At 71.5% G+C, this 23,852-nt stretch carries 26 protein-coding genes; 5 read left to right on the top strand and 21 right to left on the bottom strand.

The annotated features are described in order from the left end of the window. Positions 1-551: 551 nt before the first annotated feature. From tyrS to argC, 11 genes are all read right to left on the bottom strand, one after another. A complete protein-coding gene (tyrS, locus tag IEY17_RS24630; RefSeq protein ID WP_188991808.1) occupies positions 552-1,826 on the bottom strand; it encodes a tyrosine--tRNA ligase in 1,275 nt (424 codons plus the stop codon). 33 nt (positions 1,827-1,859) lie between these two features. Further along, positions 1,860-2,483 (bottom strand): DNA-3-methyladenine glycosylase, encoded by a 624-nt coding sequence (locus tag IEY17_RS24625; RefSeq protein ID WP_188991806.1) that lies wholly within the window; start codon positions 2,481-2,483, stop codon positions 1,860-1,862. A gap of 35 nt (positions 2,484-2,518) precedes the next feature. Further along, entirely contained in the window at positions 2,519-3,940 is a 1,422-nt protein-coding gene (gene argH, locus IEY17_RS24620; RefSeq protein ID WP_268240392.1) for an argininosuccinate lyase, read from the bottom strand. Between the two features lie 34 nt (positions 3,941-3,974). Continuing rightward, positions 3,975-4,112, bottom strand: a complete 138-nt coding sequence (locus IEY17_RS24615; RefSeq protein ID WP_188991817.1) for a hypothetical protein — start codon at positions 4,110-4,112, stop codon at positions 3,975-3,977. Beyond that, entirely contained in the window at positions 4,105-4,632 is a 528-nt protein-coding gene (locus IEY17_RS24610) for an arginine repressor (RefSeq protein ID WP_188991805.1), read from the bottom strand. The genes IEY17_RS24615 and IEY17_RS24610 overlap by 8 nt, the downstream gene beginning before the upstream one ends. Further along, positions 4,629-5,555, bottom strand: coding sequence for an ornithine carbamoyltransferase (gene argF, locus IEY17_RS24605; RefSeq protein ID WP_188991803.1), 927 nt, complete (start codon positions 5,553-5,555; stop codon positions 4,629-4,631). Before argF ends, IEY17_RS24610 begins: the two co-directional genes overlap by 4 nt. Further along, positions 5,555-6,745, bottom strand: a complete 1,191-nt coding sequence (locus IEY17_RS24600; protein WP_188991801.1) for an acetylornithine transaminase — start codon at positions 6,743-6,745, stop codon at positions 5,555-5,557. Before IEY17_RS24600 ends, argF begins: the two co-directional genes overlap by 1 nt. A 79-nt stretch (positions 6,746-6,824) precedes the next feature. Beyond that, positions 6,825-7,736 carry an acetylglutamate kinase gene (gene argB, locus IEY17_RS24595; RefSeq protein WP_188991799.1) on the bottom strand — a complete coding sequence of 304 codons (912 nt, stop codon included), beginning with the start codon at positions 7,734-7,736 and terminating at the stop codon, positions 6,825-6,827. Further along, complete coding sequence (gene argJ, locus IEY17_RS24590) at positions 7,733-8,893, bottom strand: bifunctional glutamate N-acetyltransferase/amino-acid acetyltransferase ArgJ (protein WP_188991797.1); 1,161 nt, start codon at positions 8,891-8,893, stop codon at positions 7,733-7,735. The genes argB and argJ overlap by 4 nt, the downstream gene beginning before the upstream one ends. Positions 8,894-8,966: 73 nt before the next feature. Then, on the bottom strand, positions 8,967-9,362 hold the full coding sequence (locus IEY17_RS24585) for an ACT domain-containing protein (protein WP_188991795.1): 396 nt from the start codon (positions 9,360-9,362) through the stop codon (positions 8,967-8,969). Beyond that, a complete protein-coding gene (argC, locus tag IEY17_RS24580) occupies positions 9,359-10,387 on the bottom strand; it encodes an N-acetyl-gamma-glutamyl-phosphate reductase (RefSeq protein WP_188991793.1) in 1,029 nt (342 codons plus the stop codon). Before argC ends, IEY17_RS24585 begins: the two co-directional genes overlap by 4 nt. Positions 10,388-10,524: 137 nt before the next feature. On the opposite strand from argC, the gene IEY17_RS24575 reads away from it, so the two are divergent. Further along, entirely contained in the window at positions 10,525-11,112 is a 588-nt protein-coding gene (locus tag IEY17_RS24575; RefSeq protein ID WP_229680580.1) for a GNAT family N-acetyltransferase, read from the top strand. 156 nt (positions 11,113-11,268) lie between these two features. Here IEY17_RS24575 and IEY17_RS24570 read toward each other — a convergent pair whose 3' ends face one another. Further along, entirely contained in the window at positions 11,269-11,460 is a 192-nt protein-coding gene (locus IEY17_RS24570; RefSeq protein ID WP_188991791.1) for a hypothetical protein, read from the bottom strand. 266 nt (positions 11,461-11,726) lie between these two features. On the opposite strand from IEY17_RS24570, the gene IEY17_RS24565 reads away from it, so the two are divergent. The 3 genes from IEY17_RS24565 to fmdA are packed head-to-tail and all read left to right on the top strand — an operon-like array spanning position 11,727 to position 13,924. Further along, positions 11,727-11,981, top strand: coding sequence for an FmdB family zinc ribbon protein (locus IEY17_RS24565; RefSeq protein WP_188991789.1), 255 nt, complete (start codon positions 11,727-11,729; stop codon positions 11,979-11,981). Positions 11,982-12,012: 31 nt separating this feature from the next. Beyond that, positions 12,013-12,651, top strand: a complete 639-nt coding sequence (locus tag IEY17_RS24560) for an AmiS/UreI family transporter (protein ID WP_188991787.1) — start codon at positions 12,013-12,015, stop codon at positions 12,649-12,651. Between the two features lie 25 nt (positions 12,652-12,676). Next, the gene (gene fmdA, locus IEY17_RS24555) at positions 12,677-13,924 is read left to right on the top strand and encodes a formamidase (protein WP_188991785.1); all 1,248 of its coding nucleotides are present in this window, start codon (positions 12,677-12,679) and stop codon (positions 13,922-13,924) included. Between the two features lie 45 nt (positions 13,925-13,969). Here the strand turns inward: fmdA and IEY17_RS24550 are convergent, their stop codons facing one another. The 9 genes from IEY17_RS24550 to infC all read right to left on the bottom strand — a co-directional run bounded on the left by IEY17_RS24550 (position 13,970) and on the right by infC (position 23,061). After that, positions 13,970-14,122, bottom strand: a complete 153-nt coding sequence (locus IEY17_RS24550) for a hypothetical protein (RefSeq protein ID WP_188991783.1) — start codon at positions 14,120-14,122, stop codon at positions 13,970-13,972. Further along, positions 14,119-15,372, bottom strand: a complete 1,254-nt coding sequence (locus IEY17_RS24545) for an NAD(P)/FAD-dependent oxidoreductase (protein ID WP_188991781.1) — start codon at positions 15,370-15,372, stop codon at positions 14,119-14,121. The genes IEY17_RS24550 and IEY17_RS24545 overlap by 4 nt, the downstream gene beginning before the upstream one ends. A 100-nt stretch (positions 15,373-15,472) precedes the next feature. Continuing rightward, the gene (locus tag IEY17_RS24540; protein WP_188991779.1) at positions 15,473-16,984 is read right to left on the bottom strand and encodes a PucR family transcriptional regulator; all 1,512 of its coding nucleotides are present in this window, start codon (positions 16,982-16,984) and stop codon (positions 15,473-15,475) included. Between the two features lie 47 nt (positions 16,985-17,031). Further along, positions 17,032-19,524, bottom strand: a complete 2,493-nt coding sequence (gene pheT / locus IEY17_RS24535; protein WP_188991777.1) for a phenylalanine--tRNA ligase subunit beta — start codon at positions 19,522-19,524, stop codon at positions 17,032-17,034. Between the two features lie 44 nt (positions 19,525-19,568). Beyond that, positions 19,569-20,630 carry a phenylalanine--tRNA ligase subunit alpha gene (gene pheS, locus IEY17_RS24530; RefSeq protein WP_188991775.1) on the bottom strand — a complete coding sequence of 354 codons (1,062 nt, stop codon included), beginning with the start codon at positions 20,628-20,630 and terminating at the stop codon, positions 19,569-19,571. Positions 20,631-20,880: 250 nt separating this feature from the next. Then, positions 20,881-21,726 (bottom strand): TrmH family RNA methyltransferase, encoded by an 846-nt coding sequence (locus IEY17_RS24525; protein WP_188991811.1) that lies wholly within the window; start codon positions 21,724-21,726, stop codon positions 20,881-20,883. Continuing rightward, entirely contained in the window at positions 21,726-22,094 is a 369-nt protein-coding gene (gene rplT, locus IEY17_RS24520; protein ID WP_188991773.1) for a 50S ribosomal protein L20, read from the bottom strand. The genes IEY17_RS24525 and rplT overlap by 1 nt, the downstream gene beginning before the upstream one ends. Before the next feature lie 105 nt (positions 22,095-22,199). After that, positions 22,200-22,394, bottom strand: coding sequence for a 50S ribosomal protein L35 (rpmI, locus tag IEY17_RS24515; RefSeq protein ID WP_188991771.1), 195 nt, complete (start codon positions 22,392-22,394; stop codon positions 22,200-22,202). Positions 22,395-22,482: 88 nt separating this feature from the next. Then, a complete protein-coding gene (gene infC / locus IEY17_RS24510; RefSeq protein ID WP_188991769.1) occupies positions 22,483-23,061 on the bottom strand; it encodes a translation initiation factor IF-3 in 579 nt (192 codons plus the stop codon). Positions 23,062-23,427: 366 nt separating this feature from the next. On the opposite strand from infC, the gene IEY17_RS24505 reads away from it, so the two are divergent. Continuing rightward, positions 23,428-23,712, top strand: coding sequence for a DUF1844 domain-containing protein (locus IEY17_RS24505; RefSeq protein ID WP_188991810.1), 285 nt, complete (start codon positions 23,428-23,430; stop codon positions 23,710-23,712). Positions 23,713-23,852 lie beyond the last annotated feature (140 nt).

Here is a 23,852-nt window from a genome sequence, read left to right as displayed (position 1 = left end):
AAGACAGCCCGCACGCGTGATACTCAAAGAAACCACCAACCACACACAACAATGCATGGCCAGGGGCAAACAAAAACACCAACCAAAACAGTCCGCTGTTGAGTTCTCAAAGAACACGCCCACACCACAACCCCAGCACCACACAGTGCCAGAAGCCCCGGGGAGCATTTCCTCACTCGCGCTTTCGCTGTCAACCAGACTAGCAGACCGTCCCACCGGGATTCACCCAGGGGGGCCACCCCCACCGGATCACCATCCCCGATTTCCGGACCACTATTCCACCCAGCCGAAGCCAAGCGCTCATCTGTCAAAGTTCACACGGAAACCCCGGACAATTCCTCAGGCTTCCCCTCGAGGCGCCCACTCTACCATTCACCCGTGGGAGCTTGGTTCGCGACCCCGCCGTCAGCCCCGGCCCGGATTTCCCGGCCCGCGTCGCGCTGACATGAAACAATTTACGCGCCGATCCACCCAGAGTCAAATCGGCCCGGTTCAGCACCGGAAAGAAGTGAAAGCGCAGGTCAGCACCCCTTTCCGGTGCTGGTTTCAGGCTAGTACAGGACCCGAACACCTGCAGTGTGACGCTTGCCACGTCGAAGGATCAGCCAGCGCCCGTGCAGCAGGTCCTCCTTGCTCGGGGACCAGTCCTCATCAGCGATTTTGCCGTTGTTGACGTACGCGCCCCCGTCCTTGATGGTGCGCCGTGCCGCGCTCTTGCCGGTGACCAGACCGGTCTCGACGAGCAGATCGACGATCGTCGGCCCGTCGGCCAGCCGGATCTCCGCGGTGGGCACGGCGGCCATGGCGGCATCCAGTGTGGCCTCGTCGAGCTCGGCGAGCTCCCCGCGGCCGAACAGCGCCTGGCTGGCCGCGGTGACCTTGCGGGTCTCCTCGGCGCCGTGTACCAGCGTGGTCAGCTCCTCGGCGAGCCTGCGCTGCCCCACGCGCAACTGCGGCCGCTCCGCCGTGTCCCGCTCCAACTGCTCGATCTCCTCGCGGCTGAGGAACGTGAACAGCCGCAGGTACTTCGGCACGTCGGCGTCCGCGGTGTTGATGAAGTACTGGTACCAGGCGTACGGAGTGGTCATCGTCGGATCCAGCCAGACGTTGCCGCCGCCGGTGGACTTGCCGAACTTGCGGCCCTCCGAGTCGGTGACCAGCGGCAGGGTCAACGCGTGCGTGGCGACCGACTCCTGCTTCCGGACCAGGTCCACCCCGGCGATGATGTTGCCCCACTGGTCGGAGCCACCGAGCTGCAACCGGGTGCCGTAACGGCGGTAGAGCTGCAGGTAGTCGTTGGCCTGCAGCAGCATGTAGCTGAACTCGGTGTAGGACATGCCGTCGGTTTCCAGCCGGCGCTTCACCGTCTCGCGCGCCAGCATGGTGTTCACCGAGAAGTGCTTGCCGATGTCCCGCAGGAACGTGGTGACCGGCAGATCCGCCGTCCAGTGCGCGTTGTTCTCCATGATCGCGCCGGTCGGCGAGTCGTCGAAGTCGACGAACGCCGCGAGCTGGGTGCGGATCCTCTCCGTCCACTCCCGCACCGTGGCCTCGTCGTGCAGGTTGCGCTCCCCGACGTCCCGCGGGTCGCCGATCAGGCCGGTGGCACCGCCGGCCAACACCACCGGGCGGTGCCCGGCCTGCTGGAAGCGGCGCAGCGTCAGGATCGGGACCAGGTGCCCGGCGTGCAGGCTTGGCGCGGTCGGGTCGAAGCCCGCATAGAGCGTGAGCGGCCCGTCGTCGAGTTCCCGCCGCAGCGAGTCGAGATCGGTGGATTGCGCGATCAGCCCGCGCCAGGTCAGCTCGTCAAGGATGTGCTCGCTCACGCACCTCAGTTTCGCGCATCGGGGCAACCGGGTTCACGCCCGGGCCCCGATGCGACGGCGGGTGCCGCGCCGGTAGGCGCTGACCGCAGCGGAGCCGTCCACCCAGGTCCGCCACGGAAGGTCCTTGGCGGCGGCGACCCCCACGCGGGGTCCGCTGCGGACGTCGTCCTCGGCGACCGGCTCCCCGTTGTACAGCCGGATGGGGGACTCCGGATCGGTGAGGTCGACGCCGTTGTGCTCCCGTGTGATGCCGAGCACCCCGGCCAGCCGGGCGGGGCCGCTGGCCAGCTGCGAGTCCTTGCGGACCGCCGGGCGCCGCGCGCGGGCGAGCTCCAGACCGGTGGTGACCTCCCCAGCACGCAGCAGCACCGCACCAGGGACGCCGTCGGTCAGGCACACCACGTTGATGCAGAAGTGCATCCCGTACACGAAGTAGACGTACAGGTGCCCGGCCGGGCCGAACATCACCGCGTTGCGCTCGGTGCGCCCCCGGTAGCAGTGCGATGCGGGGTCGTCGAAACCCCGGTACGCCTCCACCTCGACCAGCCGCACCGCGACCTCGCCCTGGGGACTGGTCGAGCGCAGCTCGCAGCCGAGCAGCCTGCGGGCAACCCACAGTGGGTCGTGTGCGAGTTCGTCGCGCGTCACCTGGCTCACAGGCAACAAAGTACCGGTTCGCGGCTGATCCGTGATCACTCCGTCAGCCACTCGCGATGTTGGCGGACCGCGTCGACCACGCGTTCCCGCTGCTCGGCGACCCTGCTGGGTGCAGTGCCGCCGTGCGCGTCACGGGAGGCGATCGAGCCCTCGACGGTCAGCACCTCGCGCACCTGTGGGGTCAGCGCCGGGTGGGCTGCGGCGAGCTCGGCGTCGGTCAGCTCCTCCAGACCCACGCCGCGGGCTTCGGCGGTGCGCACGCACGCCCCCGACGCCTCGTGCGCGACCCGGAACGGCACGCCCTGCCGCACCAGCCACTCGGCGATGTCGGTGGCCAGGGTGAACCCGGCGGGGGCGAGTTCGGCCAGCCGCTCGGAGTGGAAGGTCAGGGTGCCGAGCATGCCCGCCATCGCCGGCAGCAGCAGCTCCAGCTGCTCGACGGAGTCGAAGACCGGTTCCTTGTCCTCCTGCAGGTCCCGGTTGTAGGCCAGCGGCTGGGCCTTGAGCGTGGCCAGCAGTCCGCTGAGGTTGCCGATGAGCCGCCCGGACTTGCCGCGGGCCAGCTCGGCGACGTCCGGGTTCTTCTTCTGCGGCATGATCGAGCTGCCGGTGGCCCAGGCGTCGTCGAGGGTGACGTAGCCAAACTCGGCGGTGTTCCAGATGATCACCTCTTCGGCGATCCGGGACAGGTTGACGCCGAGCATCGCGAGGCAGAACGCCGCTTCGGCGGCGAAGTCGCGGGAGGCGGTGCCGTCGATGGAGTTGTCCACCGCGCCGGCGAAGCCGAGTTCGGCGGCGACGGCCTGCGGGTCGAGCCCGAGCGAGGAGCCCGCGAGGGCGCCCGAGCCGTAGGGCGAGTACGCGGTGCGGGCGTCCCAGTCGCGGAAGCGCTGCACGTCGCGCAGCAGCGCCTGGCAGTGCGCGAGGAGGTGGTGCGCCAGTAGCACCGGCTGCGCGTGCTGGAGGTGCGTGCGGCCGGGCAGCACCGCGTCGGGGTGCTTGGTGGCCTGGGCGACCAAGGCGTCGACGACGTCGAGGACACCGGAGACCACGCGGCGGTTGGCGTCGCGCAGCCACATCCGGAACAGCGTGGCGACCTGGTCGTTGCGGGACCGACCCGCGCGCAGCTTGCCGCCGAGTTCCGGACCGACCCGCTCCAGCAGGCCGCGTTCCAGCGCGGTGTGCACGTCCTCGTCGTCGATCACCGGGGTGAAGGCCCCGGACTCGACGTCGGCGGCCAGGGTGTCCAGGCCCGCCAGCATGCGGTCCAGCTCCTCGGCGGTGAGCAGCCCGGCGCGGTGCAGGACGCGGGCGTGCGCCCGGGAACCGGCGATGTCGTACGGCGCCAGGCGCCAGTCGAAGTGGGTGGACAGGCTCAGCGCGGCCATCGCCTCGGCCGGGCCGGAGGCGAACCGGCCGCCCCAGAGCTTGGTGGGCTCGCTGCCTTGCTGCGTCACGGTGATCCCTCGGTGTCGGTCGTGGTGTGCGGTGTCACGGTTTTCGGGAAGTCGCGCGGAGCCGCTGGTCGCGCCGGGCCGCGGTCGGGCTGGGCAGGCCCCACGGCTGGACGAATCCCCCGGCCAGGCTCCGGTCGGGCGCCCCACCGGAGTGGGCCGGCACCTCAGTCATCGCCTCGGTCCTCCGGTGGGGCGCCCTCGGTTGCGGACCGCTGGCCGCCGACGGCCATGGCGGTGAACCGCTGGGCCAGCTGCTGGCCGGTGAGCGGTTCGCGAGCCACGATCATCACGGTGTCGTCGCCCGCGATGGACCCGACCACCTCGGGCAGCGCGGCCCGGTCGATCGCGCTGGCCAGGAACTGTGCCGCGCCGGGTGGGGTGCGCAGGACGGTCAGGTTGCCGGCGCCGTCGGCGCTGACGAGCAGTTCGCCGAGCAGCCGGCTCAGCCGCGACGTGCCGCCCTGGACCCCGCGCACCGGGCTGCCGTCCTCGGGGATGACGTAGACCGCCGCCCCGCCGTCGGCGCCCCGCAGTTTGACCGCTCCGAGCTCGTCGAGGTCCCGGGACAGGGTGGCCTGGGTGACCTCGATGCCGTCGTCGGCGAGCAGCTTGGCCAGCTCGGTCTGGCTGCGGATGCTCCTCGACGAGACCAGCTCCACGATGCGTGCCTGCCGCGCGACCCTGGTCGTCATCGTCGCTGCACCAGCCAGACCAGCAGCGCCTTCTGGGCGTGCAGACGGTTCTCGGCCTCGTCGAACACGGCGCTGGCCGGGCCGTCGATCACCTCGTCGGTGATCTCCATGCCGCGGTGCGCGGGCAGGCAGTGCAGCACGGTGGTGTTCGGTTTGCCGGTGGCGGCCAGCAGTTCGGCGTTGACCTGGAACGGCCGGAACGGGCTGACCCGGTCCTTGCCGTCGTTCTCCTGCCCCATCGACGTCCAGGAGTCGGTGACCAGGACGTCCGCGCCGTCGACCGCGGCCTGTGGGGAGTCGAACAGCTCGACCGAGCCGCCGGTGTCGGCGGCGCGCTTCTTGGCCGCGTCCAGCACCCAGTCGAGCGGGCGGAAGCCCTCGGGGGCGCCGATGCGCACGTTCATCCCGGCGGTGGTGCCGCCGACCAGCAGCGAGTGCGCCATGTTGTTGGCGCCGTCGCCGAGGTAGGTCAGGGTCAGCCCGGCGAGCTTGCCGTGCCGCTCCCGGATGGTCTGCAGGTCGGCGAGGACCTGGCAGGGGTGGAACTCGTCGGTGAGCGCGTTGATCACCGGGACCCGGGACACCGAGGCCATGGCGTCGATGCGGGCCTGGGCGAAGGTGCGCCACACCACGGCGTCGACGTAGCGGGACAGCACCCGGGAGGTGTCCTCGATGGTCTCCTCGCGGCCGAGTTGCATCATGCGCCCGTCCACGACGACCGGGTGGCCGCCGAGCTGGGCGATGCCGACCTCGAAGGACAGCCGGGTGCGGGTGGAGTTCTTCTCGAAGATCACCGCGATCGACTTCGGCCCGGCCAGCGCGTCGGAGCCGAGCGGGTCGGCCTTGAGCTGGTCGGCGAGGTCGAGGACCTCGGCCTGCTCGGCAGGGGTGAGGTCGTCGTCGCGGAGGAAGTGCCGGGGCATCAGTGGTTCTCCTTGGCGGCGTCGAGCAGCGCGGGCAGGGCGGCGAGCAGTCGCTGCACCTGCTCGGACCGCACGATCAGCGGCGGGCAGAGCCGGATCGCGTCCGGCTGGACGGGGTTGACCAGGAACCCGGCGTCCTGCGCGGCGGCGGCGATCGCGGCCGACACGGGTTCGGCGAGGCCGATGCCGATGAGCAGGCCCGCGCCGCGCACCTCGCGGATCAACGGGTGGTTGAGCTGCTGCAAGCCGGTGACCAGGTCCTTGCCCACCTGCTCGACGTGGGTGAGCAGGCCGTCGGCGGCGATGGTGTCCAGCACCGCCAGCGCAGCGGCGCACACCACCGGGTTGCCGCCGAAGGTGGTGCCGTGCTGCCCGGGGCGCAGCGGGTCGCCGGCGGTGCCGATGCCGATGCAGGCGCCGATCGGCAGGCCGCCGCCGAGTCCCTTGGCCAGGGTGATCACGTCGGGAACCACGCCCGTGCGTTGGAACGCGAACCACGATCCGGTGCGGCCGATGCCGGTCTGCACCTCATCGAGCACCAGCAGGGCACCGTTGCGGGTGGCGATCTCGCGCGCCGCCTGCAGGTAGCCCTCGGGCGGCACGACCACGCCGTTCTCACCCTGGATCGGCTCCAGGAACACCGCCGCGGTGTTGTCGTCCACTTCGGACTCCAACGCGGCCACGTCGCCGTAGGGCACGTGTACCACTCCGGGCGCCAGGGGTTCGAACGGCCGCTGCTTGGCGGGCTGGCCGGTGAGGGCGAGGGCGCCCATGGTGCGGCCGTGGAAGCCGCCGTGGGTGGCGACCAGCTTGGGCCGGCCGGTCAGCCGCGCGATCTTGAACGCGGCCTCGTTCGCCTCGGCCCCCGAGTTGCAGAACAGCACCCGGCCCTGACCGGTGGCACCGGCGAGGTCCAGCAGCCGTTCGGCCAGCTTGAGGCCGGGTTCGTGGATGTGGAGGTTGGAGACGTGGCCGAGCACGCCGATCTGGTCGGACACCGCCCGCACCACGGCCGGGTGGGCGTGGCCGAGCGCGTTGACCGCGATCCCGCTCACGAAATCGAGGTAGGTGCGGCCGTCGGCGTCGGTCACCTCGCACCCCGAGCCGCTGACCAGGGTCAGCTTCGGGGTGCCGTAGTTGTCCATCATGGACGCCTGCCACCGCTGTGCCCCCGCGGCGTTGCTGGTCATCAGTCCTCACCCTCCGCTGTGTTCTGCGGGACATCCGTACCCGCCCGGACCGCATGAGCGCCAGATGCGCGAGTGTCGCTCATGCGTCCTCCGCTGCCGCCGGCAGCACCATCGTCCCCACTCCCGCGCTGGTGAACACCTCCAGCAGCACCGAGTGCGCGAGACGTCCGTCGATCACGTGCGCCCGCGGCACCCCGCCGCGCACCGCGCGCAGGCATGCCTCCATCTTCGGCACCATGCCCGAGGCCAGGCTCGGCAGCAGCGCCGCCAGTTCGTCCGCGTCCAGCCGGGTCACCAGCGACGAGCGGTCCGGCCAGTTCGTGTAGAGCCCCTCGACGTCGGTGAGCACCACCAGCTTCTCGGCGCCGAGCGCCACCGCCAGTGCCCCGGCCGCGGTGTCCGCGTTGACGTTGTGCACCACCCCGTCGACGTCGGGGGCGACCGTGGACACCACGGGGATGCGGCCGGCCCGGATCAGGTCCAGCACCGCGTCGGCGTTGACTGACACCACGTCGCCGACGAGCCCGACGTCCACCTGCTCGCCGTCGACCGTGGCGGTGCGCCGCTCGGCGGTGAACAGCTGGGCGTCCTCGCCGGACATGCCGACCGCGTACGGACCGTGCTGGTTGATCAGGCCGACGAGTTCGCGGCCGACCTGCCCGACCAGCACCATGCGGACCACGTCCATGGTCTCCGGGGAGGTCACCCGCAGCCCGCCGCGGAACTCGCCCTCGATGCCGAGGCGGTCGAGCATCGCGGTGATCTGCGGTCCGCCTCCGTGCACCACGACCGGGTGCAGCCCGGCGAGCCGCAGGAACACCATGTCCTGCGCGAAGGCGCGCTTGAGGTCGTCGTCGACCATCGCGTTGCCGCCGTACTTCACGACGATCGTCGCTCCGTGGAAACGCTGCAGCCATGGCAGCGCCTCGACGAGCACGTTGGCCTTCTCGGCCGCGGTGGCCAACCGGTCATCGGTTCCGTACTGGGTCATGACGAGTACGCGCTGTTCTCTTCGACGTAGCCGTGGGACAGGTCGGTGGTCAGGATGGTCGCCGTGTGGTCGCCGAGGTGCAGGTCCACGACGATCTCGATGGCGCGGCCGGACAGGTCGGCCTCGCTGCGGTCGCGGGCCTTGGCGCCGCCTGCGTACAGGGTCACGCCGTTGGTGGCGATCTCCAGCCTGTCCACGTCGATCTCGGCGTCGACCCTGCCCAGCGCCATCGCGATCCGGCCCCAGTTCGGGTCCGAGCCGAACATCGCGGTCTTGACCAGGTTGTCCTCCGCGATGGTGCGGCCGATGGCGACCGCGTCGGCCTCGCTGGCCGCGCCGCGCACCGTGATGTCGATGGTCTTGGTGACGCCCTCGGCGTCGTCCTGCAGCTGCCGCACGAGGTCCATGCAGACGTTGGTGAGCAGTTCGGTGAACTCCTCCCGGGACGGCTGCACGCCGGAGGCGCCGGAGGCCAGCACCAGCACCGTGTCGTTGGTGGAGGTGCCGCCGTCGACGTCGAGCCGGTCGAAGGTGAGCCGGGTGGCCGCGCGCAGCGCCGCGTCCAGGTCGTCGCCGCTGATCACCGCGTCGGTGGTGAGCACGCTGAGCATGGTGGCCAGGTTCGGGGCGAGCATCCCGGCGCCCTTGGCGAACCCGCCGATCGACCAGCCCGCGTCGTGCCGGCGGAGGGCCTGCTTCGGCTTGGTGTCGGTGGTGAGCACCGCGGTGGCCGCGTGCAACCCGGCCTCCTCGGTGGCCGCCAGCGCCTTGGCCGCGCTGTCCACACCGGACAGCAGCGCGTCCATCGGCAGCCGTTCCCCGATCAGCCCCGTGGAGCAGACCGCCACCTCGATGGCACCGACGCCGAGTACCTCGGCGACCTTCTCGGCGGTGGCGTGGGTGTCCTGGAAGCCCTCCGGCCCGGTACAGGCGTTGGCGCACCCGGAGTTCAGCACCACCGCGTGCAGCTTGCGCTCCTGCAACACCTGCCGCGACCACAGCACGGGCGCGGCCTTGACCTTGTTGGTGGTGAACACCCCGGCAGCGGACTGCTGCGGCCCGTCGTTGACGACGAGCGCGAGGTCGCGCGCGCCTGCGGCCTTGATCCCGGCGGCCACCCCGGCCGCCCGGAAACCGGCAGGTCCGGTCACGCTCATTGACTCTCCTCTGCGTCTGGTGGAACACCGGGTGCCGTTCGGGACAGCTGCCCGAGCGGGAAACGGTTGTCGCTCATGCGATGTTCACGGTGTGGCCGGCGGCGATGAGCACGTCCGCGGCCCTGGTCGCCGCCTCGGCGGGCACCAGGATCCAGTCGGTGTCGAAGGTGGACAGCGTGAACACGCTGATCCCGGCTTCGGCCAGCGGCACCAGCAGGGCCGCAAGGACACCGGTCAGCGAGAAGTTCAGTGGTCCGTCGACCTCCAGCGCCCGGAACGGGCCCTCGACGCGGACTCCTCGGCCGGCCTCGGCGGCCAGCGAGTGCGGGAAGATGACGGTGCGGCCCGCGCCGGTGGTGATGCTGCCGTGGATGGGTGCGGTGCCTCCGGTCAGGGCGAGGTTAGCGGACGCGGGGACCAAGCCGACCGCCAGCTGTTCGGCGTGCAGCCGGAGCTTGAGAGCGGTCACGGCGCGACTCCGGTGGTGGGCAGCCCGGTGGTCTCGGGCAGGCCCACGGCGAGGTTCATGCACTGCACCGCACCGCCCGCGGTGCCCTTGGTCAGGTTGTCCTCGGCGCCGACGACGATCAGCCGCCCGGCGTCGGGGTCAACGGCCAGCTGCAGGTGCACGGTGTTCGCACCGAGCGCGGCGGAGGTCTGCGGCCACTGCCCTTCGGGCAGGACGTGCACGAACGGTTCGTCGTCATAGGCGTCGAGGTAGACCTTGCGGGCTGTCTGGGGGTCGACGTCGCCCTTCAGCGGCGCGCTGCAGGTGGCGAGGATGCCCCGCGGCATCGGCGCCAGGACGGGGGTGAAGGACACCTTCACCGGTTCGCCCGCCGCCGCGCTGAGGTTCTGCACCATCTCCGGTGTGTGCCGGTGTACGCCGCCCACGCCGTAGACGCTGGCCGAGCCCATGACCTCGGCGGACAGCAGGTGCGGCTTGAGCGCCCGTCCGGCGCCGGAGGTGCCGGTGACCGCGACGACCACCACGTCGGGATCGATCAGCCCGGCGGCCAGCGCCGGGAACACCGCCAGCGTGGCGACCGTGGGGAAGCACCCGGGCACGGCGACGCGCTTGGTGCCGCGCAGCCGCTCGCGGGCGCCGGGGAGTTCGGGGATGCCGTAGGGCCAGGTGCCGGCGTGCTCGCCGCCGTACCAGCGGGCCCAGGCGTCAGGGTCGGTGAGCCGATGGTCGGCGCCGCAGTCGATGACCACGGTGTCGTCGCCGAGTTCGGCGGCGATGGCGGCGGAGTGGCCGTGCGGGAGCGCGAGGAAGACGACGTCGTGGCCGCGGAGTTCGGCGGCGGTGGTCTCGGTGAGTACGCGGTCGGCCAGCGGCAGCAGGTTCGGGTGGTGCTGGCCGAGCCTGCTCCCGGCGTTGCCGCCCGCGGTCAACGAGCCGATCTCCACTTCCGGGTGCGACAGCAGCAGGCGGAGCAGTTCCCCGCCCGCGTACCCGCTCGCACCGGCCACAGCCACTCGAACCGTCATGCGGATAATTATGCACTCCAATGAAACATCAATCAAACCGGTTCGGGGGAACGCGACACCCACGCGCACACAACCCTTCCGTGACGGACCCACCCCCCTGCGCAATCGGCGCGGACGGCCCGGCATCATCGTGTGCGATGTCGATGATCCCGCCGCACCCCGGTCTGGTGGCCCACCGCGATCCGCAATCGTGCACGCCGAGCTGGGTGGGACGGAAGGTGCGGCTACGGGAGATCGAACCCACCGACCGGCGCACCTTGATGCGCTTCGACCGGGAGTCCGCGCACAGCGGCTACGCGGGCGTCGACGGGTACCGGCACTGGGCGGCGCACCGGGCGAACCACCCGCGTTGCGGCGACGACTTCCAGCTGGCCATCGAGACGCTGCACGACCGGACGTTGGTCGGCTCGATGTCCACCAGCCAGTCCGAGCCGGGGTCCGGCCGGTTCAGCTACGGCATCGGCATCGGGCCGCAGCACCGCCGCCGCGGCTACGCCGGCGACGCGATCAACGTCCTGCTGGCGTACATGTTCTGGTACCGCCGCTACGCGAAGTGCGAGGTTGGCATCTACGGCTGCAACGTCCCGTCGCTGGCCCTGCACGGCAGGCTCGGCTTCCGCGAGGAAGGCCGGTTGCGCGACCCGGAGTTCCTCTGCGGTGGCGCCCAGTACCTGGTTCTGATGGGCCTCACCGCGCACGAGTACACCGCCCGCCACCGCCGCTGAACGCCCCGCCCTGAGCAAGGGACTGCGCGGAATGGTTCGCGTGGCGGTGCCGGTAACGGACCTCAGACGGAATGTTGTCGTGGCCGCACTGAACGACCTCGCGGCGGTGGTCAACAAGCCGCCGAACGCTGCTTAGCGGCAGCAGCTGGGCGGAGGTCAGGAGCCTGGTTGCGCGGTGGCGGTGCCGGCAGCGGGCACCGCGGGGCGGGCCGTGACCACGACCTCGCCGCCGCAGTTCCAGCACTCCGGCTCGTCCTCGGGAGGGGTCCGCCCGGCGACGTCGCAGCCGGGACAGATCCACGCGGTCAGGATGACGTGGCGGGCGGAATCGTGTCGGGGAGCGCGCACGGCAGCCGTCCGTTCAGCTCGGGGTCGGGTACCGCTGGGGAATGCGCTCTGTGACGAACTCCGCCACCGGTTCACCCAATGTGGCGGACATTATCAGCAGGTCATGCACGCTCAGTCAACACCGCGCGCCCAACACCACGCCGTCAGGGCTGTTCGTCCCTGGACCGACCGGAGGCTCCGGGAGTCTCCTGGTGTTTGGGCAGCCGATTTGGTCCGGACGACCGTCGGCGGCTTCAGCACCTCACTTCGTCGGGAGGGAGGGACCCGTGGCGACGTACGAGTACGACTGCCCGCGATGCGGGCGCTTCGAGACGCGCCAGCCGATGGGCACGGCCGCGGCAGCACGTGACTGCCCGGAATGCCGGGGCCCGGCCCGCAGGATCTTCTCGGTTCCCCACCTCGCCAGTACGCCCGCGCCGCTCGGCGCCGCGCTCGCCCGCGAGGAGCGGAGCCGCGACGAACCGGAGGTTGTCACCGAGGTACCGAAGGGGCAGCCGCTGTCCCGCCTCCCACGTCCCTGACCGATCCCAGACACCAGCGGAGGTGTCCCAGGTGGCATACGTGGGACTGCTCTACGTCGGCGCCGTGCTCTTCCTCAACGGCGTCATGCTGCTGGGCAAGGCTGATCCGAAGGCGATCGCCGTGTTCAACATCTTCGTCGGCGCGCTGCAGGTGATCACGCCGACCATCCTGATCGCGGCGGACCTCGCGGATCCGGTCACGATCCTCAGCGCGTCCGGCATCTACCTGTTCGGCTTCACCTACCTCTACGTCGGGATCGGCCTGCTCGGTAACTTCGACAGCACCGGCGTGGGGTGGTTCTCCCTGTTCGTCGCCATCATGGCGCTCGGCTACTCGTTCGCGAACTTCCGGCTGCTGGGCGACCCGCCGTTCGGCGTGATCTGGCTGTACTGGTCGTTCCTGTGGTTGCTGTTCTTCCTGTTGCTCGGCCTCAAGAAGGAACGCCTCACCCGCTACACGGGCTGGGTGGCGGCGATCGAGGGGTGGGTCACCGCCGCGATCCCGTCGTTTTTGATCATGACCGGCTACTGGACGGAGCCGAACGCCATCGCGCTGGCGCTGCTGGTCTTCGGCGTCGTCGTGTTCATCGCCCTGTGGTGGGGCACCACCCACGAGTGGTCGCTCCGGGCCTTCCAGCGGGGCTACCGGGCCATGCCCACATCCCGTTGATCCGCAACCGCGAGGAGGATTACCCATGCCAGAAGTGGTTTTCAGCGTCGACCAGTCCAAGTCGATGCGGGACCAGGCGGTTCCCGGGCACAACCGCTGGCACCCGGACATCCCGGTGGCCGCGATGGTGCGCCCCGGCCAGGAGTTCCGCATCGAATGCCGGGAGTGGACCGACGCCCAGCTCGGCAACAACGACTCCGCCAACGACGTGCGCGACGTCAACCTCGACGTCACGCACATGCTCAGCGGCCCCATCGGCGTCGAAGGTGCGAAACCAGGTGATCTCCTGGTGGTCGACATCCTCGACCTCGGTCCGGTCCCGCAGCAGGTCGGCGAGGCACCGGGGCAGGGCTGGGGCTACACCGGGGTGTTCGCCAAGGCCAACGGCGGCGGTTTCCTGACCGACTACTTCCCGGACGCCTACAAGGCAATCTGGGACTTCCACGGGCAGCAGTGCACCTCCCGGCACCTGCCGGGGATCCGCTACACCGGCATCACGCACCCCGGCCTGATCGGCACCGCCCCGTCCGCGGACCTGCTCGCCAGGTGGAACCGGCGCGAGCAGGCGCTCATCGACACCGAGCCGAACCGCGTTCCGCCCCTGGGCCTGCCGCCCACCGCGCCCGGCGCCCTGGCCGGGCAGGCCACCGGGGACGATGCGCACCGAATCGCCAACGAGGGCGCCCGGACGGTTCCCGCCCGGGAGAACGGAGGTAACCAGGACATCAAGAACTTCACCCGCGGATCGCGGGTCTTCTTCCCCGTCTTCGTGGACGGCGCGAAACTCTCCATGGGCGACCTGCACTTCAGCCAGGGCGACGGCGAGATCACCTTCTGCGGCGCGATCGAGATGGGCGGCTTCATCGACCTGCACGTCGACCTCATCGAGGACGGCATGGAGAAGTTCGGCGTGACGACCAACCCGCTGTTCATGCCGGGCAACGTCGAGCCGCGATACTCCGAGTTCCTGTCGTTCTCCGGCGTCTCGGTGGATCACGACACGGACACGAACCACTACATGGACGCCACCGTGGCGTACCGCCGGGCGTGCCTCAACGCCATCGAGTACCTCAGGAAGTGGGGGTTCACCGGCGAACAGGCGTACCTGCTGCTCGGATCAGCGCCCATCGAGGGCCGGATCAGCGGCATCGTTGACATCCCCAACGCCTGCTGCTCGCTCTACGTGCCGACGGCGATCTTCGACTTCGACGTCCGCCCCACCGCGGCGGGCCCGGCGCGCGAAGACCGCGGCCAGTGCGCGGTCACGTCCTGACGACGTGGCAGCGACGTCCCCACCCACCAGTGGGGACGTCGCTCTTCACCGGTTTTCCGCTGGTTCGTCGGTCCGCTGCTCCAACGCGTACTCCGTGGCGATGCGCAGGAGCATCTCCTTCTGCACGCGCAGGAGGTGGTTCTCGCGGCGCAGCCAGTCCAGCTCCGCGCGTTCCGCGGCGGACAGCTCCTCGCTCATCGCAGCGGGTCGAACGGTCGCAGGAGCACCGGGCGCTTGCCCGTGGTGATCTGCTCCGCGAGCAGGCGCCCGGTGAGCGGTCCCAGGGTCAGGCCCCACATGCCGTGGCCGCCCGCGACGTACGCGCCGGGCATCCTCGTCGGGCCGATCAGCGGGAGGCCGTCCGGGGTCACCGGTCGCCCGCCGACCCACTCGTCGCGGCGGTCGTCCCAGGCGACGCCGCGCAGCAGCGGTCGCGCCGAGCGCACGATCGCCGCGATCCGGCCGCGGTCCAGCGGATCGTCGACCGAGCGGAACTCCATGGTCCCCGCCACCCGCAGGCCGCCCCGGTACGGCGTGCACGCCACGCGCACCGTGGGCAGGTAGATCGGGCCCTGGACCGGCTGGTCGGTCGGCACCGTGAAGGAGTAGCCGCGACCGGCCCGCACCGGGGTGCGGACGCCCAGCGGTTTCGCCAGCCGACTGAGCCAGGCTCCGGTGGCCAGCACCACGACCTCGGCCGACACGCGCTCGTCCCGGTCCGACCTGACGATCACCTGCCCGGAGCCGCGCACCACGTCGCGCACCCGGAATCCGGTGCGCAGCCCGCCGCCGCGCGCGACGACCGCCTCGGCCAGCCGCGTCGTGAACTCCCCCGGATCCACGTAGCGCTGCCCCTCGATGCGCAGAACCGCCGCGATGCGCGATGACAGCTGCGGCACACCGGCCTCCGACGCGGCTACTTCGCGGATCTCCACGTCCTGGCCGCAGTCCCGCATCTGCTCGAACTCGCGGCGCAGCTCAGCGAGCTGCTCGGGCTTGTCGAACGCGGCCGTCACGGACGCCGGGTGCGTCGCCGCCCGCACGCCGTTCGCGGCCAGCGCGTCGAAGGCGTCCAGGCACTCCGCGTTCATCGGGACGAACGCGCGCATCGACCGCTGCCACGCCCGGGCCGTGCACCGCCGGGCGAAGCGCAGCAGGAACCACCACAGCGCCGGATCCGCGGACGCGGGCACGTGCAGCGGAGCATCGGGGGCGAACAGTGAGCGGAGTCCGTAGCGGAGCACACCCGGCTCCGGCAGCGGGATCGAGAACGCCGGGGAGAGGTAACCGGCGTTGCCCCAGGACGCCCCGGCCGCCACATCGCGCTGGTCCAGCACCGTCACCTCGATGCCGTGCTCCTGCAGGAACCAGGCGGTCGACAACCCGACCACCCCGGCGCCCACCACCACGGCCCGCCGCGGAATCCCGTCGATCCCGTCCTCGCGCATGCTTCCTCCTCAGTCGTTCTGAGTGGAGCCTGCCCGGACCCGGCAGCCGAACCGGTGTCGGAATCGCACAAATCGCTGCGCCCGGTTTGGCCGGAACCGACTACACGGCCAGGGCGATGATCATCGCGAGACGGACGTCCGGGTCGTCCAGGCGCAGCGGCGTCAGCTCGGCCATCTTCCGCATCCGGTACCGGACGGTGTTCGGGTGCACGCCGAGGCGCGCCGCCGCAGCCGCCAGATCGCCCTGGCACTCCAGCCACGCCCGCAGTGTCGCCACGTAGCTCGTACCGTGCTCGTGGTCGTGACGCCGCAGCTCGACAACGGGACCGCGGTCCGGCGCGCGCCCGGCCGCGGCGGCACCCCGCAAGCGCCGCAACAGGATTTCGTGCCATGCGTCGTCGTACACCACCGCCGGGGCCCGGTCCCCCCGCGTGGCGTGGACCGCCAGGCTCTCGTCGGCTTCCCGTCGGCTGTCCACCAGCTGCGCCGGTTCGGCCGCACCGCCCACGCCCACCAGCACCGCCGCGTCGCTGTCGATGTCCCGCACCAGCGCCCGCGCCCACGCGCACGCGGGCTCGGCGTCCTCGTGCGGCAGGATCGTGTACACCGTGTTCGCGAACAGCGCGCTCCGGCCGGGGCGTGACCAGCCGAACCCGGTCGTCGCGCGCTCGAACACCAGCAGCGGCGCGGCCTCCGGCCCGGCGCGCACCTGGACCGCCACCACCCGGTAACGCCTGCTGCGCAGCCCCAGGCGGCTCAACACCGCGGCTGGGTCCGCGTGGCCTTCCAACAGGCCGATGACGAGGTCGGATTCGACCTGCCGCTCCAGGTCCGCGCTGGCCCGCGTGCGGAGCAGGTGCAGCGCCGCGGTGCGGGCGCCGGCGACCAGCGCGGCCTCGCGCGGCGGCGCCAGCGGGCTTTCGGACTCCACCCAGATCGAGCCCAGCAGCTCCTTGCCCGCGCGGACCGCGACGACCACCCGGCCGTGCTCGGCATCCTTCTCCAGCGGGGCCACGAAGATCGGCGCGTCGGACGTCCGCAGGTGCCGGAACACGCCGCGCTCGGCCAGCATCCGCCGGATCTCCGGCGGCACCCGTCGACCCAGGATCGTGGCCAGCCGCGCCCGGTCGGCGCTGTGCTGGCGGCTGGAGTACGCGAGCACGCACGACCGGTGGTCCTCGATCGTCACCGGTCCGCCCACCGAGTCCGCGAGCGCGTCGGCCAGCGCGAACAGGTCCGTCGGCCCCCGGCCGGCCTCGGTCTCCCGACCCTCCAGCACCAGCCCGTAGACGACGCCGGCCACCTGCCCCCACGACACGGCCGGGTCGACCAGCACGACGGTGACGCCGCGTTCGCGGGCCGCGGCGAGCACGGCCCCGTCCAGCTCGGGGCAGCGGAACACGACCACTGCCGCCCTGGTCCGCGCGAGCAGCCCCGCAGCCGCGTCCGCGTCGACACCGACGGCGAGCAGGACGTCCTCCTCGCCCGTGGCGGGGTCGGCCGGGTCATGCACGGCGACCGACCGCAGCTCCACCGACCGGTCACGTGGTGCGGTGCCGAGCCGCGCCCCGAAACCGCCGAGGACGTTGATCAATCTGTCCAGCTTGACCACGACGCCCCCTCACCGGGGCCCGGGACCGAGCCCGGGCCCCGCCGCCGTCACGCGCGGAGGGTGGCGCCGAGGCGCTCCGCGGCGGCCTGGACCGCCGCGTCGCGGGCCTCGGTGGCCTCCTCCTGCTTCAGGGTCCGGTCCGGGGCCCGGAAGCGCAGGGCCAGGGCCAGCGACTTCTTGCCCTCGCCGAGCTGCTCGCCCTCGTAGACGTCGAACAGCCGGACGTCCTCCAGCAGCTCACCGCCGCCGGTGCGGACCGCGGCGACCACGTCCGCCGCGGCGACCGCCTTGTCCACCACCAGCGCAACGTCCATCAGCACCGGCGGGTACGCCGAGATCTGCGGCGCCGGGCGGTTGTCCACCAGCGGCAGGGCGTCCAGGTCGAGTTCCATCGCGCAGGTCCGCTTCGGCAGGCCCAGCGCCTCCACGACCTTCGGGTGCAGCTCACCCGCGTGGCCAACCACGGTCCCGTCGACCAGCAGCTGGGCGCACCGGCCCGGGTGCCACGGCGCGTACTCGGCGGCGCTGGTGGTCAGCTCCACCCCGGCGGCCGCGGCCACCACGCGCGCGGCCTGCACGGCGTCGGCCCACCCGGCGTCGCGGCCCTGGCCCCACCAGCCGGCCGGTTCCCGGTGCCCGGCGAGCACCACGGCGACGTGCGTGGGCTGCGCGGGCAGCGCGGCGTGCAGGGCCGCGATCTGCTCGTCCGACGGCCGACCGGACACGCCGACCTGGGGCACCGGCGGCTGGTCCGCCGCCGGCTGCACGACCTGTCCGATGTGGAACAGCGCCAGGTCGCGCTGGCCGCGGGAGACGTTGCGCTGCAACGTGTCCAGCAGACCGGTGAGCAGCGTGGTGGTGAGCTTGGCCTTGTCGCTCTCCAGCGCGTTGAGCAGCTCGGTGGTCCGCCGCCGCGGGTCGTCCTCGGCCAGCCCGAAGGCGTCGAGGACCGCGTCGCCGGTGAACGGGAACGGCAGCACCTCGACGTAGCCCGCGCCGGCCAACGCGCGGGACACCGCGCGCTTGCGGCGCTGCGCCTCGGTCAGCCCACGGCCGGGCGGCGCGGCCGGCAACACCGACGGGATCGTGTGGTAGCCCTCCAGCCGCAGCACCTCCTCGACCAGGTCGTAGGGCTGCTGCAGGTCCGGCCGCCAGGACGGCGGGGTCGCGGTGACCAGGCCGACGCCCTCGTCGGAGGTGCTGACCTCGATGCGGCAACCGATCTGGCTCAACCGGCGGGCGGTGACGCCGCGCTCGTAGTTGACCCCGGCGATCCGGTCCGGCAGCGCCAGCGGCATGGTCACCGGCGTCGGCGGCTTCGGCTCGCCCACGTCGGTGCGGCCCGGCGCGATGGTGCCCTCGCCGTAGCGCACCAGCAGCTGCGCGGCCAGCTCGGTGGCCACCGGGGCCACCGCCGGGTCCACCGACCGCTCGAACCGCTTGCCCGCCTCGCTGGGCAGCTTGTGGCGGCGGATGGTGCGGGCGATGCTCGCCGGGTCCCAGTTCGCCGCCTCCAGCAGCACGTCGTGCGTGTGGTGGCTGATCTCGGTGGACTCGCCACCCATCACCCCGGCCAGCGACACCGGGCCGGAGTCGTCGGCGATCACGATGTCGTCCGGGTCGAGCTCGCGGGAGATCCCGTCCAGCGTGGTCAGCTTCTCGCCCGGCTCGGCGCGGCGCACCACCAGGGAACCGCTGAGCTTCGTGGTGTCGAAGGCGTGCAACGGCTGGCCGAGCTCCAGCATCACGTAGTTGGTGATGTCCACGGCCAGCGAGATGGAGCGGATCCCGGCCAGCGCCAGGCGGCGGCGCATCCACCACGGGGTGGGCGCGGTCGGGTCCACGCCGGTGACGCGGCGCAGCACGAACCGCGAGCAGGCGCTCGGGTCGCGCAGCTCCACCTCGCGGGACGGGCGGTCGTCGACCGGCACCTGCCGCAGGCCCGGGTCCCCGAACGGCACGTCGAGGGCGTTGGACAGCTCGCGGGCCAGGCCGCGCACCGAGAAGCAGTAGCCGCGGTCCGGGGTGATGGCCAGCTCGATGACCGAGTCGTCCAGACCCACCAGCTCGATCGCGTCGTCGCCCGGGTCAGCCGACCCCGGCGGCAGCACCAGGATGCCGTCGCCGTCCTCGCCGATGCCCAGCTCCTTGGCCGAGCAGATCATGCCCTCGCTGAGCTTGCCGTAGGTCTTGCGGGCGGTGATCGCGAACTCGCCGGGCAGCACCGCGCCGGGCAGCGCGACGACCACCAGGTCGCCCTCCTGGAAGTTGCGGGCACCGCAGATGATGCCGTTCACCTCGGGGTCACCGGACTCGGTCCGCCCCACCTCGACCTGGCAGTACCGGATCGGCTTTTTGAACCCGGTCAGCTCCTCGATCTCGGCGACGCGACCGGCCACGAGCGGCCCGCGCACCTGGGTCAGGTGGGTGACCTCCTCGACCTCCAACCCGATCCGGACGAACGCGTCGGCCAGCGTCTCCGCGGTCGTCTCCTCGGGCAGCTCAAGGTGCTCGGCCAACCAGGAAACCGGAATCCGCACTTGGTCAGGCCCTTCTCTCGTTCAGGTGGGTGGTGTCAGGTGGGTCAGATGCCGAAGGGCTGGGTGAACCGGACGTCGCCCTCGACCATGTCCCGCATGTCCGGGATGCCGTTGCGGAACTGCAGGGTGCGCTCCAGCCCCATGCCGAACGCGAACCCGGTGTAGACGTCGGGGTCGACGCCGCAGGCGCGCAGGACGTTCGGGTTGACCATGCCGCAGCCGCCCCACTCGACCCAGCCGGCGCCGCCCTTCTTCTCCGGGAACCACACGTCCATCTCCGCCGACGGCTCGGTGAACGGGAAGAACGACGGGCGCAGCCGGGTCTTCGAGTCCGCGCCGAACATGGCGCGGGCGAAGGCGTCCAGCGTGCCCTTGAGGTGCGCCATGGTCAGGCCCTTGTCCACCGCGAGGCCCTCGACCTGGTGGAACACCGGGGTGTGGGTGGCGTCGAGCTCGTCGGTGCGGAAGGTGCGGCCCGGGCAGACCACGTACACCGGCAGCTCGCGGTCAAGCAGCGCGCGGACCTGCGACGGCGAGGTGTGGGTGCGCAGCACGAGCCCGGAGTTCTCCGGGGCGACGTAGAAGGTGTCCTGCATGGTGCGCGCCGGGTGGTCCTTGCCGAAGTTCAACGCGTCAAAGTTGAACCACTCGGTCTCCAGCTCGGGCCCCTCGGCAACCTCCCAGCCCATCGCCACGAAGGTGTCCACGACCCGTTCGATGAGCTGCGTGATCGGGTGCCGGGCTCCGGCGGGCACCCGGTCCCAGGGCAGCGTCACGTCGACGCTCTCCTCGCGCAGCACCCGGGCGTCGCGCTCGGCCTGCAGCGCGGCGCGGCGCTCGTCGAACGCGCCCTGGATCGCCTCGCGGGCCTGGTTGACCCGCTTGCCCGCCTCGGCGCGCGCCTTCGGCGGCAGCGCCCCGATCTCCCGGCGCGCGGTCAGCAGCGGCGACCGGTCGCCGAGGTGCGCGGGCTTGACGGCGGCCAGCGCCTCGAGGTCGGCGGCCGCCGCGAAGGCGTTGCGGGCCTCGACCACCGCGCGGTCCAGCGTCTCCGGCGACAGCGCGGCGACCTCTTTCGGGTCGTACGGGTCGTTGGCTCCAGACATCGTGTGTGCGTGACTCCCGTTGATCCGACAGGCATCAGCGCCCGCCTCCGGGACGCGCCCGGGGTGGGCCAACCTGCTCGTTGGCATGCGGGGGCAAGCCGCAAGTAGCCCCTTGAGTCTATTAGACGGCCGCGACCGAATTACGCGGTGATCCCGGCCGCGGGTGGTCTGCCACCCGACCGGGGCGCGGCCGCGCGTCTCGGATTCCGCCTGGTGACCAGCTACGCAGAACGAGTTGCCGGACGGCTTCTCACCGGTGCTGGGCGCGGGCGGAGGCATAGAGGCAGACCGCCGCGGCGGTGGCCAGGTTGAGGCTTTCGGCACGGCCGTAGAGCGGCACGCGCAGTGTGGTGTCCAGCTCGGCGCGGACCGCCACCGGCAGGCCGTGCGCCTCGCTGCCGAACACCCACGCGGTCGGTTCGGCCAGGTCGCCGCGCAGGTCGGCGGTGTCGAGGTCGTCGGTGGCGTAGCCGTCGGCCCCGATTAGCCGCAGGCCCGCGGCGCGGCAGGCGGCGAGCACGGCGGCGGCGTCGCGGTTCCGGGCGACGGGCAGGTGGAAGACGCTGCCGGTGGAGGCCCGCACCGCCTTGCCGTTGTAGGCGTCGACGGTGTCCCCGGCAAACAGCACCGCCCCGGCCCCGGCGGCGTCCGCGACCCGGACCACGGTGCCCGCGTTGCCCGGGTCGGCCACGCCCACCAGCACCGCGACCAGCTTCGGGCGCGCGGCCAGCGCCTCGGCCACGCCGACGTCCGGCAGGTCACAGACCGCGACGAGGCCCTGCGGGGTCACCGTCTCCGACAGCGACGCCGCGGCCCGCTCGGTCACCAGGTGCACCGGCACCGACGCGGCGCGGGCGCGCTCCAGCGCAGCCGCGTGCCGCTCGTGCCCCGTGGTGAACACCTCGCGGACCCGTACCGCACCGTCGACGTGCGCGGCCAGCGCCTCGCCGACCGCCTGCGCGCCCTCGGCGAGGAAGGCCCCGGCCTTCTCCCGGCCCGCGCGGCGGGTGAGCTTGCGAGCGACCGCGACCCGGGACGATCGCTCCGTCAGCGGAGCCGTCCCGGGTCGCGGTGCGGCAGAGGTGCGCTCGGCGATCAGGCCGCACTCTCCGGCAGGTTCTTGCGCGCCACCTCGACCAGCGCGGCGAACGCGGTCGGGTCGTTGACGGCGAGCTCGGCGAGGATCTTGCGGTCGACCCCCACCTCGGCGGCCTTCAGGCCCTGCATGAAGCGGTTGTAGGTCAGACCGTGCTGCCGGGTCGCGGCGTTGATCCGGGTGATCCACAGCTTCCGGAAGTCGCCCTTGCGGGCGCGCCGGTCGCGGTAGGAGTAGGTCATCGAGTGGAGCATCTGCTCCTTGGCCTTGCGGTACAGCCGGGAGCGCTGACCGCGGTAGCCGCGGGCCGACTCGAGAATCGTGCGGCGCTTCTTCTTGGCGTTGATCGCCCGCTTGACGCGTGCCACGGGGTCCGTCCTGTTATCTCATCGGGGGCGGGGTGACCGCCCGGTGCGGGTGGCTGGAAGTGCGCTGCTGACCTGCTGCTGCCCGTCGGGGAGGCAGCGGTCGGCTCAGCGACCCAGCAGTCGGTTGATGCGCTTGACGTCGGCCTTGGCCACCGCTTCGGTGCCCTCCAGGCGCCGGGTGACGCGGTTGGACTTCTTCTCCATAAGGTGCCGACGTCCGGTCTGCTCACGCCGCAGCTTGCCCGTGCCGGTCACCCTGATGCGCTTCGCGGTGCCCTTGTGGGTCTTGTTCTTCGGCATCTGCTCGTCCTCGTTTCGTACTGATGCCGGGCGGGGGCGCGGTTCGCGTCCCGGCCCGGCGTCACATCACCAGCCCGCGGAACCCGTCTTACGACGCGTTCGCCTTGGGCTTGGTCTTGTTGCTCTTGTGCGGCGCAAGAACCATGATCATGTTCCGACCGTCCTGCTTCGGGTTGGCCTCGACGAAACCCAGGTCGGCAACGTCCTCGGCCAGTCGCTGCAGCAGGCGGAAACCCAACTCGGGACGCGACTGCTCACGGCCGCGGAACATGATCGTCACCTTGACCTTGTGACCCTGGTTGAGGAAGCGGGACACGTGGCCCTTCTTCGTCTCGTAGTCGTGCGGGTCAATCTTCGGCCGGAGCTTCTGCTCCTTGATGACGGTCTGCTGCTGGTTGCGGCGCGATTCGCGAGCCTTCTGCGCGCTCTCGTACTTGAACTTGCCGTAGTCCATGAGCTTGCAGACCGGCGGGCGCGCCTGCGGGGCGACCTCGACAAGGTCCAGATCCGCTTCCTGGGCAAGCCGAAGCGCGTCCTCGATGCGGACGATGCCGACCTGCTCGCCGTTGGGTCCGACCAACCGGACCTCCGGAACCCGGATGCGGTCGTTGATGCGCGTCTCGGAGCTGATGGGCCCTCCTCGGTTCGATGGCTTCGTTTGCTGCACCGCGGCGCGTAGAGCTCACCCCGGGAATGCAGAGGTCCCGCAGGCGCCGCTTTCGCGGACCGCGGGACCCCGACTCCGAACCGATCGAACCGGTATCGCAATACCGTCTCGCGCTGCCAACGGTGTGCACCACCGGCAGGACCGGAACCCGGCGGCCTGTGGCGGCCACTCGGGTGGGAGCGGGGCTCCACTTTGCCGCCCCCGCCTGCGCGGGGGCTGGTCGCGCGTGTCAGGGTAGCAGGCGTGACCGAACCGCAGCCAACCCCGTCCCGGACCAGCGCGACCGACCAGGCGGTCGGTGAGCCAGCGCACGTCGCGGATGCAGACCTCAACGTCCGCGAGCTCGCCGATGTTCCCAGCGTCGAGGTGATCAGCCGGGCGGCGGTGATGCTGATGTCCGCCGCGGCGGAGAAGCTCGGGCTGGCCGCGGCGGACCCGGACACCGCCCCGGAGCGGGACCTGGACGAGGCCCGGCGGCTGATCACGGCGCTGGCCGGACTGGTCACGGCCTCGGTCGAGTACCTCGGGCCACACGCGGGCCCGCTGCGCGACGGCCTGCAGACCCTCCAGCGCGCCTTCCGCGAGTCCTCGGCCTACCCGGACGCTCCCGGCCAGGGCCCGGGCGAGAAGTACACCGGCCCGGTCTACTGACCCAGGCACCCAGCCCCCGTTACCGTTTTCGCGGCTCTGATCTTGGAGCTCTGGTCGCCAGGCTCGGCATGACTTTGTCCCCCAGTCGAACGGATGATCCGGGGGGTGGTGTCACCGGGCCTGGTGGCATCGGTGGACCG

It is taken from the genome of Saccharopolyspora thermophila (genome assembly GCF_014646075.1).
In the GTDB taxonomy this organism is placed as follows: domain Bacteria; phylum Actinomycetota; class Actinomycetes; order Mycobacteriales; family Pseudonocardiaceae; genus Saccharopolyspora; species Saccharopolyspora thermophila.
The sequence above is the reverse complement of the archived record's forward strand: the minus strand, read 5'-3'. Positions and strand labels throughout refer to the sequence as shown.

Excerpts from the sequence above, each read along its gene's own strand:
- argF (WP_188991803.1), bottom strand. The coding sequence starts at position 5,555 with ATGCCCCGGCACTTCCTCCGCGACGACGACCTCACCCCTGCCGAGCAG.
- argB (WP_188991799.1), bottom strand. The coding sequence starts at position 7,736 with ATGACCCAGTACGGAACCGATGACCGGTTGGCCACCGCGGCCGAGAAG.
- IEY17_RS24545 (WP_188991781.1), bottom strand. The coding sequence starts at position 15,372 with ATGCGCGAGGACGGGATCGACGGGATTCCGCGGCGGGCCGTGGTGGTG.
- argC (WP_188991793.1), bottom strand. The coding sequence starts at position 10,387 with ATGACGGTTCGAGTGGCTGTGGCCGGTGCGAGCGGGTACGCGGGCGGG.
- rpmI (WP_188991771.1), bottom strand. The coding sequence starts at position 22,394 with ATGCCGAAGAACAAGACCCACAAGGGCACCGCGAAGCGCATCAGGGTG.
- argJ (WP_188991797.1), bottom strand. The coding sequence starts at position 8,893 with ATGAGCGTGACCGGACCTGCCGGTTTCCGGGCGGCCGGGGTGGCCGCC.
- IEY17_RS24610 (WP_188991805.1), bottom strand. The coding sequence starts at position 4,632 with ATGACGACCAGGGTCGCGCGGCAGGCACGCATCGTGGAGCTGGTCTCG.
- IEY17_RS24615 (WP_188991817.1), bottom strand. The coding sequence starts at position 4,112 with ATGACTGAGGTGCCGGCCCACTCCGGTGGGGCGCCCGACCGGAGCCTG.
- pheS (WP_188991775.1), bottom strand. The coding sequence starts at position 20,630 with ATGTCTGGAGCCAACGACCCGTACGACCCGAAAGAGGTCGCCGCGCTG.
- IEY17_RS24550 (WP_188991783.1), bottom strand. The coding sequence starts at position 14,122 with ATGAGCGAGGAGCTGTCCGCCGCGGAACGCGCGGAGCTGGACTGGCTG.
- IEY17_RS24575 (WP_229680580.1), top strand. The coding sequence starts at position 10,525 with ATGTCGATGATCCCGCCGCACCCCGGTCTGGTGGCCCACCGCGATCCG.
- IEY17_RS24600 (WP_188991801.1), bottom strand. The coding sequence starts at position 6,745 with ATGACCAGCAACGCCGCGGGGGCACAGCGGTGGCAGGCGTCCATGATG.
- fmdA (WP_188991785.1), top strand. The coding sequence starts at position 12,677 with ATGCCAGAAGTGGTTTTCAGCGTCGACCAGTCCAAGTCGATGCGGGAC.